Consider the following 16,051-nt stretch of genomic DNA (forward strand, 5'->3'; position numbering starts at 1 on the left):
GTTCTTTTGTCATAATTTAGTCTTTCCCTGATCGCTAAAACATGATTTGGAAAATTCATTGACTTTTTCATTGTGACGGTGGTTCATTCACTAACTTCACAAATAAATAAAATGACTTCTGGACTTGATATCAATTTAGACTTTTTTGGCTTAGTTTTGATTTAACTGTGCAAGATATGGAAGAAATTCACTTTAAAGGGCGGAAAGTCCTAATTACTGGTGGTTTGGGTTTTATTGGCAGTAATCTGGCTCGAAGATTAGTCCATTTAGGGGCTGAGGTTGTCATTGTAGACAGCTTGATTCCTCAGTATGGCGGCAACCTCTTCAATATCTCTGACATTCAAGACAAAATTTCAATTAATGTCTCTGATGTTCGTGATGAACACAGTTTTCGCAACCTGGTGCAGGGGAAGGACTACCTCTTCAACCTGGCCGCTCAGACCAGCCATCTAGACTCGATGAACGATCCTTACACCGATCTGGAGATCAACTGCCGAGCCCAACTCTCGATCCTTGAAGCCTGCCGTCAGTACAACCCCACCGTTCGAGTGGTGTTCACTAGTACGCGTCAGCTATACGGCAAGCCCGACTACCTGCCAGTAGATGAGAAGCATCTGCTCCGTCCTGTGGACGTCAACGGTATCAACAAGATGGCTGGTGAGTGGTACCACATTCTTTACAACAATGTTTACGGTATTCGCTCTACCGCCTTGCGGCTGACTAATACCTACGGTCCAGGTATGCGAGTTAAGGATACACGGCAGACCTTTTTAGGGATTTGGATTCGCCTTTTGCTTGAAGGTAAACCCTTTGAAGTTTGGGGTGGAGAACAGTTAAGAGACTATACCTATGTTGACGATGTCGTTGACGCCCTTTTAATGGCAGCCGTTAGTGAAAAAGCAGCAGGCAAAATCTACAACCTGGGAGGAGATTGTGTCATCTCTCTCCAAGGCACTGCTAAGACTATGGTTGAGGCCAACGGGGGCGGCGAATATGTTGTTCGTGAATTTCCAGCTGAGCGGAAACGAATTGATATTGGGGATTATTTTAGCGACTATAAGCTCTTTCAGCTAGATCTGGGGTGGACCCCCAAAGTATCTCTGCTTGATGGTTTGACCAATACGCTGAATTTCTATCGAAAGAATTTGGAGCATTATCTATGAACACTATAGAACAGACTGAACCTATTCTTCAAACTAATCCTAAAGCGAGCTATCTAGCTCATAAAGCAGAAATTGATCAGGCTATTCAACGGGTTCTGGAGAGTGGCTACTATATTTTGGGCGAGGAGGTCGAAGCCTTTGAGCAGGAGTATGCCGCCTATATTGGAGTCAATTATGCCATTGGAGTCGCTAACGGTACCGACGCCATTGAGATTGCTCTAAAAGCCTGTGGGGTGACGACTGGTGATGTGGTGATTACGGTGTCGCACACGGCTGTGGCAACGGTCTCTGCCATTGAGCGTACCGGGGCGACGCCGCTGCTGGTGGACGTCGATCCCGTAACCTACACCATGGATGTGAACCATTTGCAGGCAGCGATTGCCCAGGTTCACCAAAACCCAACCCTGGGGCGATTGAAAGCCATTGTGCCAGTGCATATCTACGGTCATCCGGTAAATATGCCAGCCATTATGGAGATTGCAGACCGCCATGGCCTGTTTGTCATTGAGGACTGTGCTCAGGCCCACGGGGCTCTGTTGAACGGGCGCAAGATCGGTTCTTGGGGGAATCTTGCGGCTTTTAGCCTATATCCCACCAAAAATCTAGGGGCTTTGGGAGACGGTGGGGTTGTCGTGACCAACGATACCCATCTCGCGAATGAAGTTTCGGTGCTTCGTCAGTATGGCTGGCGGCAGCGCTACATCAGCGATATCCCCGGCATTAATTCGCGCCTTGATCCCATACAGGCGGCAATTCTACGGGTTAAGCTGCGCTATCTAGACGAGGACAATGGCAAGCGGCAATGGGTCGCACAACAGTACAGTCAGCTACTAGCTGATCTGCCGCTCCGGCTTCCTCAGCTTAAAGGCGACGTTTCTCATGTTTACCACCAATACGTTTTACGCACTCCCGAACGAGACAGTCTGAAAGCGTTTTTAGACAGTGAAAAAATCGGGACTGCTATTCATTACCCTGCTCCTGTACACCTACAACCCGCCTATTACTCTAAACTTCCCGTTGGGAATGGTGGCTTGCATGTAACAGAGCTAATTTGCAAAGAAGTTCTGAGCTTGCCAATGCATCCCCATTTAACCCAAGGGCAGGTGACACAAATCATCCAAGCAATTACTGGGTGGCGACAACAGGCTAAGAAACTACCTAATTTAAAGCAAGATTTGCTGCAACCAATAGCTTAGAAATCAGTGCTAAAGAAAGCATTCTTTCTGAACAGAGATTAGAGTGCGCCAATACTTGGTGTTCCTGACATCCCCTTACATTTCTCTGGGTTGTCCTACTTGTAAGTCCTGTCCTTTTTCAACCATCTTAAAGACTATTAGGAATAGTGGAATGAAAGTAATTATTGCAGCTGAAAATGCGTCAATGTCGATGAGTGGAGAATCAGCACTGCCACTTTACTATTTTGATCGCTTCCGAGAAAACCATCTGGATGTTTGGATGGTTTGTCATGCCAGGGTTCGCGATGAACTGCGAAAGCGTTACTTGGATGAAAAGGTTTTTCAAAAAATCTATTTTGTTGAAGACAGTTCACTTCAGGTTTTTCTGTGGAAAATTGGCCATTTTCTGCCTTTTCGCATTCAGGATATGTTTATCGGGTCGCTGATACATCTCATTACCCAGAGCCAAATCAGAAAAATTGTGAGGCAACTGGTAGCAACGTTTGAGATTCAGGTCGTTTACTCGTCCACGCCAATTGCGGCCAAAACCCCTAGCTTTATGTACAGGGTTGGTGCGCCTGTGATAATTGGCCCCATGTGCGGGGGATTAGATTTTCCCCCAACATTTCGGAAGCTAGATCCTCTCCCCATTCGGCTCTCGTTTAAGGTAGGTCGCGCTCTGGCTGACGTATTAAATCGGCTGATTCCCGGCAAGCTACAGGCTGCTGCTTTGCTAGTTGCCAATGACCGCACGGCCAAGGCTTTACCGTCTGGATATCGAGGCAAGCTTTATGAGGTCGTGGAAAGCGGGGTAGATCTGTCCCTCTGGCCGCCGTCTGAGCGCCCTGAGCCCCATCCGGATCGCCCGACTCGGTTTGTCTACATGGCGCGCTTTGTTGAGCAAAAAGGCATTCCCTTTTTGGTGGAGGCTTTTAAGCAAGTTGCGGAACGAACCAACTCGGTGCTCGAGCTGATTGGCAGCGGCGAACTGATGGAGGAGACCCAAGCTCAGGTTGCAGCCCTGGGCATTCAGGACAAGGTCAACTTCTACGGCTGGCTGCCTCTAGACAAGGCAGAGGAATTGATGCGTGAGTGTGATGTCTATATGGTGCCGGCCATTCGAGACTGTGGTGGCTGTGCCATGTTGGAGGCAATGGCGATTGGCATGCCTGTGATTGCCGCCAACTGGGCTGGCCCAGGGGACTATGCAGACGATACTTGCGGCATTCGGGTAGACCTGAACTCAAAAGAGGAGTTTGTCGATGGGTTAGCTGCAGCGATGATTCGCTTGGCTGAGTCTCCTGAGCTGCGGCAGCAAATGGGCAAAGCCAGCATCGAACGGGTGAAAGGCAACTACTTTGATTGGGATGCTAAGGTCAAGCGGATCATTGAGATTTTTGAGGAGGTCGTGGCTCACCAGCCTCAGTACAGAGGAAAAAGTTTTGACACCCCTATAACTAAGGCAGGTGAAATGATTGGTTTGTCGACTGAATTACCTAATCAGGCCAAAGCCAAACTGAATAAAAGCCCAATCTCCCCAAGCGTTTAGTTTTCGGCCCGCCGGTATTATTCCATACCCAATGTCCTGACATTGGGTGCTGCATTTTCGTCAGGGTTAATCATAGATCTGACTGATTATAGGTACTCAGATTCCCGGGCGAGATCGTGTCGAGCACCGATTCGGGGGTGAAGTAGCCCAGGGCCTGAATCACTCGGGCGATGCAGCCGGTCCACCCGGTCTGGTGGCTGGCTCCAATGCCGGAGCCATCGTCGCCGTGGAAGTATTCGTAGAACAGAATCAGATCCCGCCAGTGGGGGTCGTTCTGGAACTTCTCGGCCCCGCCGTAGACCGGGCGGCGACCGTTTGCATCCCGGGTAAAGATGCTGACTAAGCGCTCACTGATGCACTGGGTAATTTCAAACAGCGTTTTGTAGTCGCCGGAGCCAGTGGGGTACTCCATTTTGAAATCGTCGCCGTAGTAGCTGTAGAGCTGCAGCAAGGCCCGCAGCAGCAGCAGGTTGACAGGCATCCAGATCGGCCCGCGCCAGTTGGAGTTGCCGCCAAACATGCCCGAGGTGGAGTCGCCGGGCACATAGCCGACTTTGTACTCCACCCCCTGGTGGTAGAAGGTGTAGGGGTGCTCCAGGTGGTGGCGCGACAGGGAGCGAATGCCGTAGTCGCTGAGGAACTCGGCCTCGTCGAACATGCGGGAGAGTACCCGCCGCAGCTTGGTTTCGTTGAGGATGGAGAGCATCAGGCGATCGCGCACTCCCGGTTCATAGGGCAGGTGCACATTGCCGCACAGCTCCGGGTGGCGGCGGATGAACTCCCGCGCCCGGGCGTTGAAGCGAGGCAGCTTTTCAAACGCCTCCTGGGGAAAGACGGCTACCGCCATCAGCGAGAGCAGGCCCACCAGCGATCGCACCTTTAGCCGCAGGGCTTTGCCGTCGGGTAGCCGCAGCACATCGTAGAAGAACCCGTCCTCCTCGTCCCACAGCTCGTCTTCGTGCTCACCGATGCGGTCCATCGCCCCGGCGATCCACATGGTGTGCTCAAAAAACTTGATCGCCAGGTCCTCGTAGAGGGGGTCGTGCAGGGCCAGCTCCACCGCAATCTGGAACATGCGCTGGCTGAAAAACACCATCCAGCTGGTGCCGTCGGCCTGCTCCAGGCGGCCCCCGGTGGGCAGGGGCGAGCTGCGATCAAACACGCCGATGTTGTCGAGGCCCAAAAAGCCGCCCTCAAAGATGTTGTTGCCGCCCTCGTCCTTGCGGTTGACCCACCAGGTGAAGTTGATCAGCAGCTTGGAGAAGGCGTACTTGAGAAAGTCCAGATCGCCCACCCCGTTGTTGCGCTCGCGATCGCGCACGTAGATCTCCCAGGTGGCAAAGGCGTGGACCGGCGGGTTGACATCGCCAAAGTTCCACTCGTAGGCCGGAATTTGGCCGTTGGGGTGGAGGTAGTCTTCCCGCAGCATCAGCATCAGCTGCGACTTGGCAAAGTCGGGGTCGATCAGGCTGATGGGGATGACGTGGAAGGCCAGATCCCACGCCGCGTACCAGGGGTACTCCCACTTGTCGGGCATCGACACAATGTCGTCGTTCATCATGTGAAACCACTCGCTGTTGCGCACGTGGCTCTTGTCGATCACCGGGGTCCAGGGGGTGACGCCGCGCTCCCGCAGCCACAGGTCGAGGTCGTAGTAGAAGTACTGCTTGGTCCACATCATGCCCGCCAGGGCCTGGCGCATCACGTTGGCGCGATCGCCATCGGCCTGGATCGCAGGCGGAATCACGGTGGCATAGAACTCGTCGGCCTCCCGCTGCCGGGCGGCAAACTGCTGGTCAAAGTAGGCCCCAAAGGGGTCGCCCACCTGGTCGGGACTGCCCTTGGTCAGGCGCAGCTTCACCACCACCGTCTCCCCGGCCCCCACCGTCAGCCGGTAGTGGGGCGAGACCTTGGTGCCCACCCCCTCGGGGTTGACCAGGTCAGTTTTGCCATCGATCACGTAGTTATTGATGCCGTCTTTGACGTAGGGGCTGGGGTTGGGCTGGCCAAACACCCGCTCCTGGTTGGTTTCGTTCTCGGTGAACAACAGCGGCACCCCAGCGTCGCAGTAGAAGTAGTAGTCGGTGATCAGCGGGGTCAGCACCGGGTTGGTGACAGTGGCCTGCACTGCCCCGTTGCCCAGAGCCCGCAGCACCGGCTTTTCGCCCGTCTCTCGCCAGGACCAGGTGTTGCGAAACCACAGGGTGGGCAGCAGGTGCAGCGGGGCCGCCTCCGGGCCCCGATTGGCGACGCTGATCTGAATCAGCACGTCTTCGGCGTCGGCCTTGGCGTACTCCACAAACACGTCGAAGTAGCGATCGCCATCGAAGATGCCCGTATCCAGCAGCTCGTACTCCAGCTCGTAGCGGCTGCGGCTGGCGTTGGTCTGCACCAGGTCTTCGTAGGGATAGGCCGCCTGGGGGTACTTGTACAGGTACTTCATGTAGGAGTGGGTCGGCGTGCTGTCCAGGTAGAAGTAGTACTCCTTCACGTCCTCGCCGTGGTTGCCCTGGCTGTTGGTGAGGCCAAACAGCCGCTCCTTGAGAATGGGGTCGTTGCCGTTCCACAGGGCCAGGGCAAAGCACAGCAGGTTGTGGTCGTCGGTGATGCCGCCGAGGCCGTCTTCGCCCCAGCGGTAGGCCCGCGATCGCGCCTGGTCGTGGGGAAAGTAGTCCCAGGCGTTGCCGTCGCTGCTGTAGTCTTCGCGCACGGTGCCCCACTGGCGCTCGCTCAGGTAGGGGCCCCACTTTTGCCAGGGGGCAAGTTGGGAACGGGTCTCTGCAAGGCGGTTGGCTTCTGCGCTCACGGTGCTGTCCTGCCTGGTAAAGTAGCTAGATTTTTGCCTGATCCCCCTGGGCCGCCTGCAAATCTCAGACAAACTTAAGCCTTGGGGAGGATGTCAGTTCCTATCCTCTCGAAACTTCCTAAGAAATTCCTATGATGGGGCGGCGATGGCAAAATCCAGCGCCCCCTCGCTGACCGCAACACCGCAGTAAAAAAGCTATAATCGATTGCTATACAAAACCTCTTTAAACACCGTCTGCGGCTTATAAATCGCTTCGTCACCGCCACTGGGTAGGGTTCCTAATGCCAATCAGTCGAACGCTCCTTGTCATTGCTGACTCAGATGAGGGCGATGAGGGCTACAGGCGGCAGCTACAGCAAGATAGCAGCTGTGACTATCACATCTGGCCAGGGCGATACCCGGACCCGCCGCTGGCGCTGTTTGAAACCCAGCGGTTTGACGGCATTCTTTTAGGCGCAGAGCAGCCCCACTCCAATAGCATTGCCCTGCTCTGCCAGCTCAAGACCCAGATGGGCGATCGCTGCCCCCCCATCGTGGTGATTGACGGTGATGATGCCGTTTTGGCCGCCAAGGCGTTTAGAAGCGGGGCCGCCGACTATTTGGTCAGAGACCGCATGGCCCCCGAAGACCTGCGTCTGGCCATGCGCAGTGCGATCGACAATGCCGAACTGCGCCAGGAACTCGCCCGCAGTCAGGCGCAGTTTCGCACCTCGATTGAAACCATGCTGGACTGCTTCGGCATCTTCACAGCCATTCGCAATTCGGCGGGGCAGATTGTAGACTTTCGCATCGACTACCTGAACGGGGCCGCCTGCGAAAACAACCGCATGTCCAAGGCAATGCAGATTGGCCAGGGGCTGTGCGAGCTGCTACCCGCCCACCGCGAGTCGGGACTGTTTGACGAGTACTGTCGCCTGGTGGAAACCGGCGAACCGCTGATTAAGGATTCCCTGATCTACGACGACACCTACAACGAGCATTACCTGGTGCGGGCCTTTGACATCCGGGCGGCCAAACTTAACGATGGCTTTGTGGCCGCCTGGCGCGATGTCACCGATCGCCGCTGGCTGGAGCTGGAGCTGAGCCATACCGTGGCCGACTTGCGCCGCCATGAGGCCTCGGTGCAGGCGCTCAACCGCGATCTGACCAACCGGGTGGCGGAGCTGCAAAGCCTGCTGGAGCTGCTGCCGGTGGGAATTGCGATCGCCACCGACGCGGGCTGCACCCAGATGGAGCACAACGCCTACCTGCGCCAGCTGCTGGGCGTAGACCCCGGCAAAAACATTTCCCAGAGCGCCCCGCCCCCCGAGAAACCCGCCTACCGCGTCTTGCAAAACGGCCAGGAAGTCGCGGCGGATGATTTACCCATGCAAATGGCGGGTCGCCTGGGTATCGACGTGCGCGACGTCGAGTTTGAGATTGTGCAGCCCGACGGCACCCGGCACCAGCTGCTCTGCTACGCCACCCCCCTGCGGGACAGTCAGAGCGGCATTCGCGGGGTGGTGGGCGCATTTTTAGACATTACCGAACGCAACCGGGATGCCACCGCCTTGCAGGCGAGCCAGCAGCGCTACCGGGAGCTGGCCGAAGCAATGCCCCAGATGATCTGGACCGCCGACGCCACTGGCACCATCGACTACCGCAACCAGCGATGGTACGACTACACTGGGCTGAGCGCAGCTGAGTCGATCGGGGTGGCCAGGGCCTATGCCGTGCACCCGGAGGATCGCGATCGCGCCCTGGCGGATTGGCGAGATGCGATCGCCACCGGCAACCCCTTCGAAACCGAGTGCAGGGTGCGGCGGTGGGATGGAGTCTACCAGTGGTTTATCTGCCGCGCCATTCCCACCCGCGACGAAGACGGCAACCTCACCAGCTGGATTGGCACCCTCACCAATATCGACGAGATCAAGCGCAGTGAGGCCCTGGTGCAGCGGCAGCTGGCCGAAATCGAAGCCATCTACGAATCGGCCCCCATCGGCCTCAACGTGCTGGACGCCGATCTGCGCTTTGTGCGCATCAACCAGCACCTGGCCGACATCAACGGGCTGCCCATCGAGGCCCACCTGGGCCACCGGGTGCAGGATCTGTTTCCTGCCTTGGCTGAGCCCGTTGAAACTTTGCTGCGGCCGATTCTGCAAACCGGGGAACCGCTGCTCAACGTCAAAATTCAGGGGGAAACCCCGGCCCAGCCCGGGGTGCAACGCACCTGGATGGAGCACTTCTTGCCCCTCAAGGCGGGCGGTCAGGTGGTCGGCATCAGCACCGTGTGCGAAGAGATTACCGAGCGGATACAGGTAGAGGCGGCCCTGCGCCAGAGCGAAGCACGCTTCCGCGAAATGGCCGACAACGCCCCCGCCATGATCTGGGTGACCGATTCTACCGGCCACTGTAACTACCTCAACCGGGGCTGGTATCAGTTCACGGGCCAAACGGAAGCAACCGCCCTGGGGTTTGGCTGGCTGGGGGCGGTGCATCCCGACGACAGCGCTGCGTCTGAGGCGGCGTTTTTGAGGGCCAACGAGCGCCGCGAAGGGTTTCGGCTGGAGTATCGGCTGCGACACCAGTCGGGGGACTACCACTGGGTGATCGACGCCGCCAACCCCTGGTTTGACGGAGCTGGAGACTTCAAAGGGTTTATCGGCTCGGTAATCGACATCAGCGAACGGGCCCGGCTGGACGCCGAACGCAAGCGGGCCGAGGAGGCGCTGCACAGCAGCGAAGACCGCCTCAGGCTGACCCTGGAGTCGGCCGAGCTGGGTACCTGGGACTTCAACCCCCTGACCCAGGAACTCACCTGGGACGACCAGTGCAAGGCGATGTTTGGGCTGCCCCCCAGCGCCGACATTACCTGGGAGGTGTTTTTGGCGGGGCTGCACCCCGACGATCGCGATCGCACCGAGCAGGTGGTGGTGCAATCCCTGGACCCCACTGGCAGCGGCGACTACGACATTGAGTACCGCACGGTGGGGCTCGAAGACGGCATCGTGCGTTGGATTGCCGCCAAGGGCAAAGCCTTCTTCAGTCCGGCGGGGGAGGCCACCCGCTTCATCGGCACCGTTCTCAACATCACCGATAAGAAGCGGGCGGAGACCGAGCGGGAGCAGCTGCTGCGGCGAGAGCAGACCGCCAGAGCCGAGGCCGAGCGCGCCAACCGGATCAAAGACGAATTTTTGGCCGTTCTGTCCCACGAGCTGAGGTCGCCCCTCAACCCAATTTTGGGCTGGGCAAAACTGCTGCAAACCCACCAGCTAGACGCCACCAAAACCGCCGTTGCCCTGGCGACCATTGAGCGCAATGCGATCCTCCAGACCCAGCTGATCGATGACCTGCTCGATATTGCCAAGATTTTGCGGGGCAAACTCAGCCTGAGTGTGGCCCCCGTCAACCTGGTCTTTGTGATCGAGGCGGCGGTGGAAACCGTCGCCACCGCCGCCGCCGCCAAAATGATTGGCCTGCACTCCGATCTACCCAACATCGGCCAGGTGTCTGGGGATGCGGCCCGGCTCCAGCAAATCGTCTGGAACCTGCTGTCCAACGCCGTCAAGTTCACGCCCCAGGGCGGCAAAATCGACATTTTGCTGGAGCGAGTCGACGACCAGGCCAAAATTACGGTCAAAGACACCGGCAAAGGCATTCACCCAGACTTTATGCCCCACATTTTTGAGACTTTCCGGCAGGAAGACGCCTCGATCACGCGCCAGCATGGCGGTTTGGGCCTGGGCCTGGCGATCGTGCGGCAGCTGGTGGAGTCCCACGGGGGCACCATTGCCGTCGAGAGCCCAGGGGAGGGAATGGGGACGTGCTTTACCGTGCAGCTTCCCCTGCTCACCGTGGCGCCAGACTGCCCGCGACCCCAGGTGCGGCCCCAATTCGCCCTTGACCTCACCGGCCTGCGCGTTCTGGCCGTTGACGATGACCCCGATGCCCGCGAACTGCTCTCGACCCTCCTCAGCCATTACGGGGCAGAGGTGCTGTTGGTCGATTCAGCGGCGCAGGTGCTGGCTAAGCTGGCCTCATTTCAGCCCGATCTGTTGATCAGCGATATCGGCATGCCCGAGGTAGATGGCTGCTCCTTGATCCAGCAGGTGCGGGCGCTCCCCGCAGAGCAGGGGGGGCAGATACCGGCGATCGCCCTCACCGCCTATGCCCGCGAAGAAGACTACCAGCAGGCGATCAGCAGTGGTTTTCAGGACCACATCACCAAGCCCCTGGAGCCCGAGCGCCTGGTGCAGGCGCTGATCGTCCTGGTCGATCGCAACACCAGTTGGCCCGTGAGTACGACCCGGTGACTGGGCAAGGCCCTACGGCCTGGACCTCAGTTCAACCCCAGGGTTTGCCGCAGCAGGGCGCGATCGCCGGGGCCAATGCTAAAGCGACCGTTCTCCACATCGCGAATCCAACTCTGACTTTTGCCCAGGCGCTGGGCCAGCGCTCGCTGGCTGAGGTTGAGCTGCTGGCGAGCCGCTTTGATGGCCCCGCTGGAGAGATTATCCCCGGCGGGCTCGGGCCTGGGCTGGCGGCGACGTTTGGTTTTGGGTTTGCGCACAGTCTGCTGCCAGTCCTCCGATAGCTCGAACCCCAGCAGGCGGGCGTTGAGCAGGCGCTGCCACTTGTCCCGGGGGGCGCGATCGGTGAGGCTGAGATCGCGGTTGGCGTCGTCAGCCCAAAAGTCGAGGGCGGCATCGGCATCGTCGGGAATTTCGGCCACCCTGGCCCACAGAGGTTGGATCTCAGCGGGGTAGGTCTCGGGGTCGAACTGGGGTTTGAGGCCGTAGCGGTAGAGGGCCTCCAGGTCGTTCTCGAAGGTCTTGAGCAGCCGCTTGTGGGCGCCGCGCACGGTAATGGCGGCGGTCACGCGCTCTTCGCCGTAGGCAATGCGCAGCAGGGTGCGCACGGTGATGCGGTGGTCGGTGCCCAGGCGCAGCTTAAACACCAGCCACAGCAGCAGTCGCATGGCCCCCTCGTGCTGCTGCCAACTGCCCATCACCTCGGTGAGCAGCGACTGGGGCAGGGTACCGTACTGGTAAAAGGCGGTTTGCTTGCGGTAGTCCTGCCGATTGAGAAAGTGCCTGGCCCAGACTCCGGGCTGGAGGCTAAAGCTCAGCCCAATCAGGTGACGACAGCCCTCGGCATCGGTCTCAAAATAGTACTGGGTGTGGTGCAGCTGCCAAACGGCATGTTCGGGGAGAGAAAACCCTTTGACATGGCCCTGGCGAGGCCAGTCGAGGCTTACCCGCAGCTGGCAGGCCTGGTACACCAGAGTTTTAATCAGGGTGAGCTTTTCGAGCTTGGTCAGGTCCTTGCGCCTGTGCAGACCCAGGTACTGCTCAATGTGCTGGTCATTGAGCACAAAGGTTTCCTCCCAGGGGCTGTCAGAGGTGGTGGCATAGGCAGCGAAAATGAGGTGCAGACAGGCGGCCCGCAGGTCGAACTGGGCCAGGGCCGCCAAGCCCTGCTCAGAATCGAGCGGCGGCAAGGCCGGGTCCTCGGGGTTGGCGGCAAGACGAAAGGTCATGCTGCCCTGGCCGCGATGGATGTCGCGCTGGTGGTAGAGGAAATTGTCGCGATCGCTCTGCCAGAGCAGCGACTGACGCTGGGCCAAAATGTTGCAGGCCTCCCACACCACCATCGACGAGGCGAAGGGGGTGGTTTTGCCGTTGAGAAAAATGGCAGGAATGGCGGCGGGCAGCAGGGTGCTTTTGTTGCGGCCTTTTTTGGGTTTGAGCGGGGCGAGAGAGCCAATGGTGCAGGCCTCAACGCAGCGGGGCACGGCCAGGTCTTCGCAGCGATCGCACAGGGTAGGATCGATCCAGTAGCCATCGGCAGCAGTCTTGATGGCGTCATTGGGGCACTCGGGGCGACAGCTATCGCAGGCAATGCAGCCATCTTTAACGGTGTAAGCCATAACCAACCCCCTTCGGCAATTGACCCTACAAGAAATAACAACCGAATCCACCCAGTTTTATGCCCCTGGATACGGTTTAATTATTTCTTTTTAATCGCTCAAAATAGGTTCAGACTGGACTTTTCCGCCCGATAATTGGTGGTTAGTATTACGGTATTGAGCCGCTTATTTTGATGGTATTTTGACCATATTTCAAAGCCGTATTAATCGTTTAATAAAGTACATGTTTTCGTCTCTGTGTCATCACGTTAGTGGGTCAGAGAACGGCTTCGATTTTGGTAAGTTTGGACGGAAGGGTTCAGGGTGCACGGAACAAGGTACACGGTGCACGGTACAAGGTACAAGGCGAACCGTAAACCGTGAACCGTAAACCGTGAACCGTAAACCGACACCCGACACCCGAAACCCAACACCCCGCACCCACCTACAGTAAATTGGGCTTCGTAGGGGCAAAATGGCGATCGAGAATGGCGGCTACCCGCGAGGGTTGCACCCGGCTGTAGCGGTGGTGCCCAGGATCGACGGTAAAAGTGGGGGCTTCGGAGCAGTGTTTCTGGCAGCCAGTGTACTGAATTTCAACCTGGGTATGCAGATTGCGATCGCGCAGCGCCTGCCCCAGGGCCTCGGCGAGGTGTTTGCCGCCCCGCTTTTGGCAACCCGACTTGCGGCACATACGGATTTTCAGGGTGGGGGAAGGTTGGGGGGTGCTCTGCTGAGCTGAGCGGGTTGGCAGAGCGCAGGTTTTGGGCAGCGGCGGCAGCAGGCTAAACACCTGGTTAGCCTTGAGCTTGATGGTGTCGCCATCGAGTTCGCTGCGGCCAATGCAGCGCAGGTAGTCGCCGGGTTGCAGCCGCGATCGCAGCAAAGCCCGCACTTCCTTGCGGAGTTTAATCGACAGTATTTCACCGTCCACCTCCAGACGGATCGTTTTGACCTTGGCGAAGTCGGTTTCTACAAACCCCATAAAGGTGCCATCCAGGCTAAACATCCAGGGGGGCAGTGAGGTGATGTCTGTCATGGGGTAACTCCTTGGGGGTGGATGGGTGGATGGGTGGATGAGGGATGGGTAGAGGGGATGGGAGGTGGTGGGGCGGTGGGGCGGTGGGGCGGTGGGGGCGGTGGGAGGGGGAAGAACCCAGGGTTCTTTTGTGGGTTACAGGTCGGTCTGGATGTAGAACCAAAGAACCCTGGGTTCTGGTTGCAGGGTTAGTTCAGTTTGCGGGCTTCGACGGTTTGGGGCGTTTGAATGGGGTCGCTGAGGCCCGCTATAGAGAGTTCCCAGCCGTTGGACAGGGTAAATATCTGTGCGTCGTCGGCCTGGGTGTGGGACACCACCTCTTCTTCGAGGTCTTTTTTGGCCACGTAAACCAGGAGCTTACCGGCGGCGTTGGTACGGAGCATGACTTTCATTTGGGTGAGTGGGTGGGTGGATGAGTGGGTGGGTGGATGAGTGGATGAGTGGGTGGGTGGATGAGTGGGTGGGTGGATGAGTGGGTGGGTGGATGAGTGGGTGGGTGGATGAGTGGCACAAGTAAATATCCCATCTACCCATCTACCCGCCTACCCTTGCGCGGCGACGACGCTGAGTAGCTCATCGACGGTGAGGCTGCGCTTGAGGGAGACGGCGCGATCGCGGACGTCATCTAAGACCGACTGGCTGCGATCGCGGTCGAGGTGCATGCCCTGGCTGGAGAGCACCCGGTTGATCAGGTGGCGACCGGAGTGTTTGCCCACTACCAGACGACGCTGGCCACCAACTTCGCTGGGGTCGAAGGGCTCGTAGGTGGCCGGGTTTTGTAGCACCCCGTGGGCATGGATGCCCGATTCGTGGGCGAAGGTGTTGTCGCCGACGATCGCCTTCCAGGGGGGCACGGCGCAGTTGACGGCTTTGGCCACAAAGCGGGAGAGTTCCAGGAAGTGCTGGGTTTTGAGGCCGGTTTTGAGGCCGTAGAGATGCTTGAGGGCCATTACCACCTCCTCCAATGCGGCGTTGCCCGCCCGTTCCCCCAGCCCGTTGACGGTAGTATTCACCGAGGTGGCCCCGGCTCGCACCCCGGCCAGGGCGTTGGCGGTGGCCAGGCCCAGGTCGTTGTGGGTGTGCATTTCGACTGGAATGTCCAGGGCTGCGACCAGGGCTTTTACCCGGTCGTAGGTGGTAAATGGGTCAAGAATGCCAACGGTGTCGCAAAAGCGAAACCGAAAGGCCCCCCACTCCTGGGCGTACTGGGCGGCGTCGATCAAAAAGCTGGCGTCGGCGCGGGAGCTGTCTTCGCCGCCGACGCTCACCGCCAGCCCGTGGTCACAGGCAAAGGCAATGGCATCGCGGAGGTGTTCCAGCATGGCCCGCCAGCGCCCCTGAAACTTCACCTGGATCTGAATTTCAGAAACCGGGATGGAAATGTGTATTCGCTTCAGACCGCAGTGGATAGACGCCTGAATATCTGAGAGCACGGCCCGGTTCCAGCCCAGCAGGTGGGCATTGAGGCCGAGGTCTGCGATCGCCCGAATTGCCCTGGCCTCGTCCTGACCCATGGCGGGAATGCCCACCTCGAGTTCATGGACGCCAATGGCATCGAGGAACTTGGCAATGGCAACCTTTTCCTCCAGGCCAAAGGCGACTCCAGCGGCCTGTTCGCCATCGCGGAGAGTGGTGTCGTTGATGTAGATCATGGTGGGGGGTGGGGAGTGGGGAGTGGGAGGGTGGGAGGGTGGGAGGGTGGGGGGTGGATGAGTGGGAGGGTGGGAGGGTGGGGGGTGGATGAGGGGGAGGAGGAGGGTAGATGAGCGTATGCGACCCATCCACCCATCTACCCATCCACCCATCCACCCATCTACCCATCCACCCATCCACCCATCTACCCATCTACCCTTCACCCCCCCACAAACGCCAGCGTCAAACTGTCCTGGGTGAGGAAGTGATCGACGTGGAAGGCGCGATCTTCGGTTTTGAGCAGAATTTCGTCGTAGAGGTAGCGGGTGGCGCGATCGCCCAAACTCTCCGCCTGGGACGAAAGGCGGCGCAGCAGAGCAATCACCGCTTGCTCGGCTACCAGGTCGTTTTCGAGCATGGTGCGGCAGGTGTAGGCACCGTCGGGTTCGGGGGCAAAACAGCACAGTTCGGCCAGGGTGCCAAAGCTGCCTGCGGGTATGCCGCCTAACCCGTTCAGCCGTTCAGCCAAATCGTGGGCATGGCTCTGGGCCGCGTCATAGCTCTCTTGAAAAAACTCATGAATGGAGTAGAACTCGGCCCCTTCGACGACGAAGTGGTGTTTCTGGTACTGAAAATAGAGGGCCTGAAAACTGGCGTAGGCCAGGTTGAGCCCTTCGCAGATGGCCGTGGTGGTATCTAGCTCAAAGCCAACGGGGTTGGGGCCGACTTCGCCAAAGGCGCGGACGAGGGTTTCGGTGGCGGTCTGGGGGGTGGACATGGGGGACTCCGGTAGGGTGGAT

10 protein-coding genes are annotated in these 16,051 nt (G+C 58.3%); 4 read left to right on the forward strand and 6 right to left on the reverse strand.

The genetic code is table 11. The annotated features are described in order from the left end of the window. Positions 1-176: 176 nt before the first annotated feature. The 3 genes from NF78_RS02700 (at position 177) to NF78_RS02710 (ending at position 3,887) form a co-directional block, all read left to right on the forward strand. Positions 177-1,163: an NAD-dependent epimerase/dehydratase family protein gene (locus NF78_RS02700; RefSeq protein WP_035984752.1), complete on the forward strand. Its 987-nt coding sequence runs from the start codon at positions 177-179 to the stop codon at positions 1,161-1,163. Beyond that, positions 1,160-2,359, forward strand: coding sequence for a DegT/DnrJ/EryC1/StrS family aminotransferase (locus NF78_RS02705; protein WP_052049675.1), 1,200 nt, complete (start codon positions 1,160-1,162; stop codon positions 2,357-2,359). The genes NF78_RS02700 and NF78_RS02705 overlap by 4 nt, the downstream gene beginning before the upstream one ends. A gap of 151 nt (positions 2,360-2,510) precedes the next feature. Continuing rightward, positions 2,511-3,887 carry a glycosyltransferase family 4 protein gene (locus NF78_RS02710; RefSeq protein ID WP_081972477.1) on the forward strand — a complete coding sequence of 459 codons (1,377 nt, stop codon included), beginning with the start codon at positions 2,511-2,513 and terminating at the stop codon, positions 3,885-3,887. Positions 3,888-3,957: 70 nt separating this feature from the next. Here NF78_RS02710 and NF78_RS02715 read toward each other — a convergent pair whose 3' ends face one another. Then, positions 3,958-6,693, reverse strand: a complete 2,736-nt coding sequence (locus tag NF78_RS02715) for an MGH1-like glycoside hydrolase domain-containing protein (protein ID WP_035984754.1) — start codon at positions 6,691-6,693, stop codon at positions 3,958-3,960. Between the two features lie 281 nt (positions 6,694-6,974). Here NF78_RS02715 and NF78_RS02720 point away from each other — a divergent pair, with 281 nt between their 5' ends. Continuing rightward, positions 6,975-10,985, forward strand: a complete 4,011-nt coding sequence (locus tag NF78_RS02720) for a PAS domain S-box protein (RefSeq protein WP_052049677.1) — start codon at positions 6,975-6,977, stop codon at positions 10,983-10,985. Between the two features lie 26 nt (positions 10,986-11,011). Here the strand turns inward: NF78_RS02720 and NF78_RS02725 are convergent, their stop codons facing one another. The 5 genes from NF78_RS02725 to NF78_RS02745 all read right to left on the reverse strand — a co-directional run bounded on the left by NF78_RS02725 (position 11,012) and on the right by NF78_RS02745 (position 16,029). Continuing rightward, the gene (locus tag NF78_RS02725) at positions 11,012-12,601 is read right to left on the reverse strand and encodes a helix-turn-helix domain-containing protein (RefSeq protein ID WP_035984756.1); all 1,590 of its coding nucleotides are present in this window, start codon (positions 12,599-12,601) and stop codon (positions 11,012-11,014) included. Between the two features lie 424 nt (positions 12,602-13,025). Next, a complete protein-coding gene (locus NF78_RS02730; RefSeq protein WP_052049678.1) occupies positions 13,026-13,619 on the reverse strand; it encodes a (2Fe-2S) ferredoxin domain-containing protein in 594 nt (197 codons plus the stop codon). Between the two features lie 188 nt (positions 13,620-13,807). Then, positions 13,808-14,011, reverse strand: coding sequence for a putative nitrogen fixation protein NifT (gene nifT / locus NF78_RS02735; protein ID WP_035984757.1), 204 nt, complete (start codon positions 14,009-14,011; stop codon positions 13,808-13,810). 150 nt (positions 14,012-14,161) lie between these two features. Beyond that, the gene (nifV, locus tag NF78_RS02740) at positions 14,162-15,271 is read right to left on the reverse strand and encodes a homocitrate synthase (protein ID WP_035984759.1); all 1,110 of its coding nucleotides are present in this window, start codon (positions 15,269-15,271) and stop codon (positions 14,162-14,164) included. A 200-nt stretch (positions 15,272-15,471) separates the two neighbouring features. Next, positions 15,472-16,029, reverse strand: coding sequence for a Dps family protein (locus NF78_RS02745; protein WP_035984760.1), 558 nt, complete (start codon positions 16,027-16,029; stop codon positions 15,472-15,474). Positions 16,030-16,051: the final 22 nt, after the last annotated feature.

It is taken from the genome of Leptolyngbya sp. KIOST-1 (assembly GCF_000763385.1).
In the GTDB taxonomy this organism is placed as follows: domain Bacteria; phylum Cyanobacteriota; class Cyanobacteriia; order Phormidesmidales; family Phormidesmidaceae; genus Nodosilinea.

Excerpts from the sequence above, each read along its gene's own strand:
- NF78_RS02720 (WP_052049677.1), top strand. The coding sequence starts at position 6,975 with ATGCCAATCAGTCGAACGCTCCTTGTCATTGCTGACTCAGATGAGGGC.
- NF78_RS02710 (WP_081972477.1), top strand. The coding sequence starts at position 2,511 with ATGAAAGTAATTATTGCAGCTGAAAATGCGTCAATGTCGATGAGTGGA.
- NF78_RS02700 (WP_035984752.1), top strand. The coding sequence starts at position 177 with ATGGAAGAAATTCACTTTAAAGGGCGGAAAGTCCTAATTACTGGTGGT.
- nifV (WP_035984759.1), bottom strand. The coding sequence starts at position 15,271 with ATGATCTACATCAACGACACCACTCTCCGCGATGGCGAACAGGCCGCT.
- NF78_RS02705 (WP_052049675.1), top strand. The coding sequence starts at position 1,160 with ATGAACACTATAGAACAGACTGAACCTATTCTTCAAACTAATCCTAAA.
- nifT (WP_035984757.1), bottom strand. The coding sequence starts at position 14,011 with ATGAAAGTCATGCTCCGTACCAACGCCGCCGGTAAGCTCCTGGTTTAC.
- NF78_RS02745 (WP_035984760.1), bottom strand. The coding sequence starts at position 16,029 with ATGTCCACCCCCCAGACCGCCACCGAAACCCTCGTCCGCGCCTTTGGC.
- NF78_RS02725 (WP_035984756.1), bottom strand. The coding sequence starts at position 12,601 with ATGGCTTACACCGTTAAAGATGGCTGCATTGCCTGCGATAGCTGTCGC.
- NF78_RS02730 (WP_052049678.1), bottom strand. The coding sequence starts at position 13,619 with ATGACAGACATCACCTCACTGCCCCCCTGGATGTTTAGCCTGGATGGC.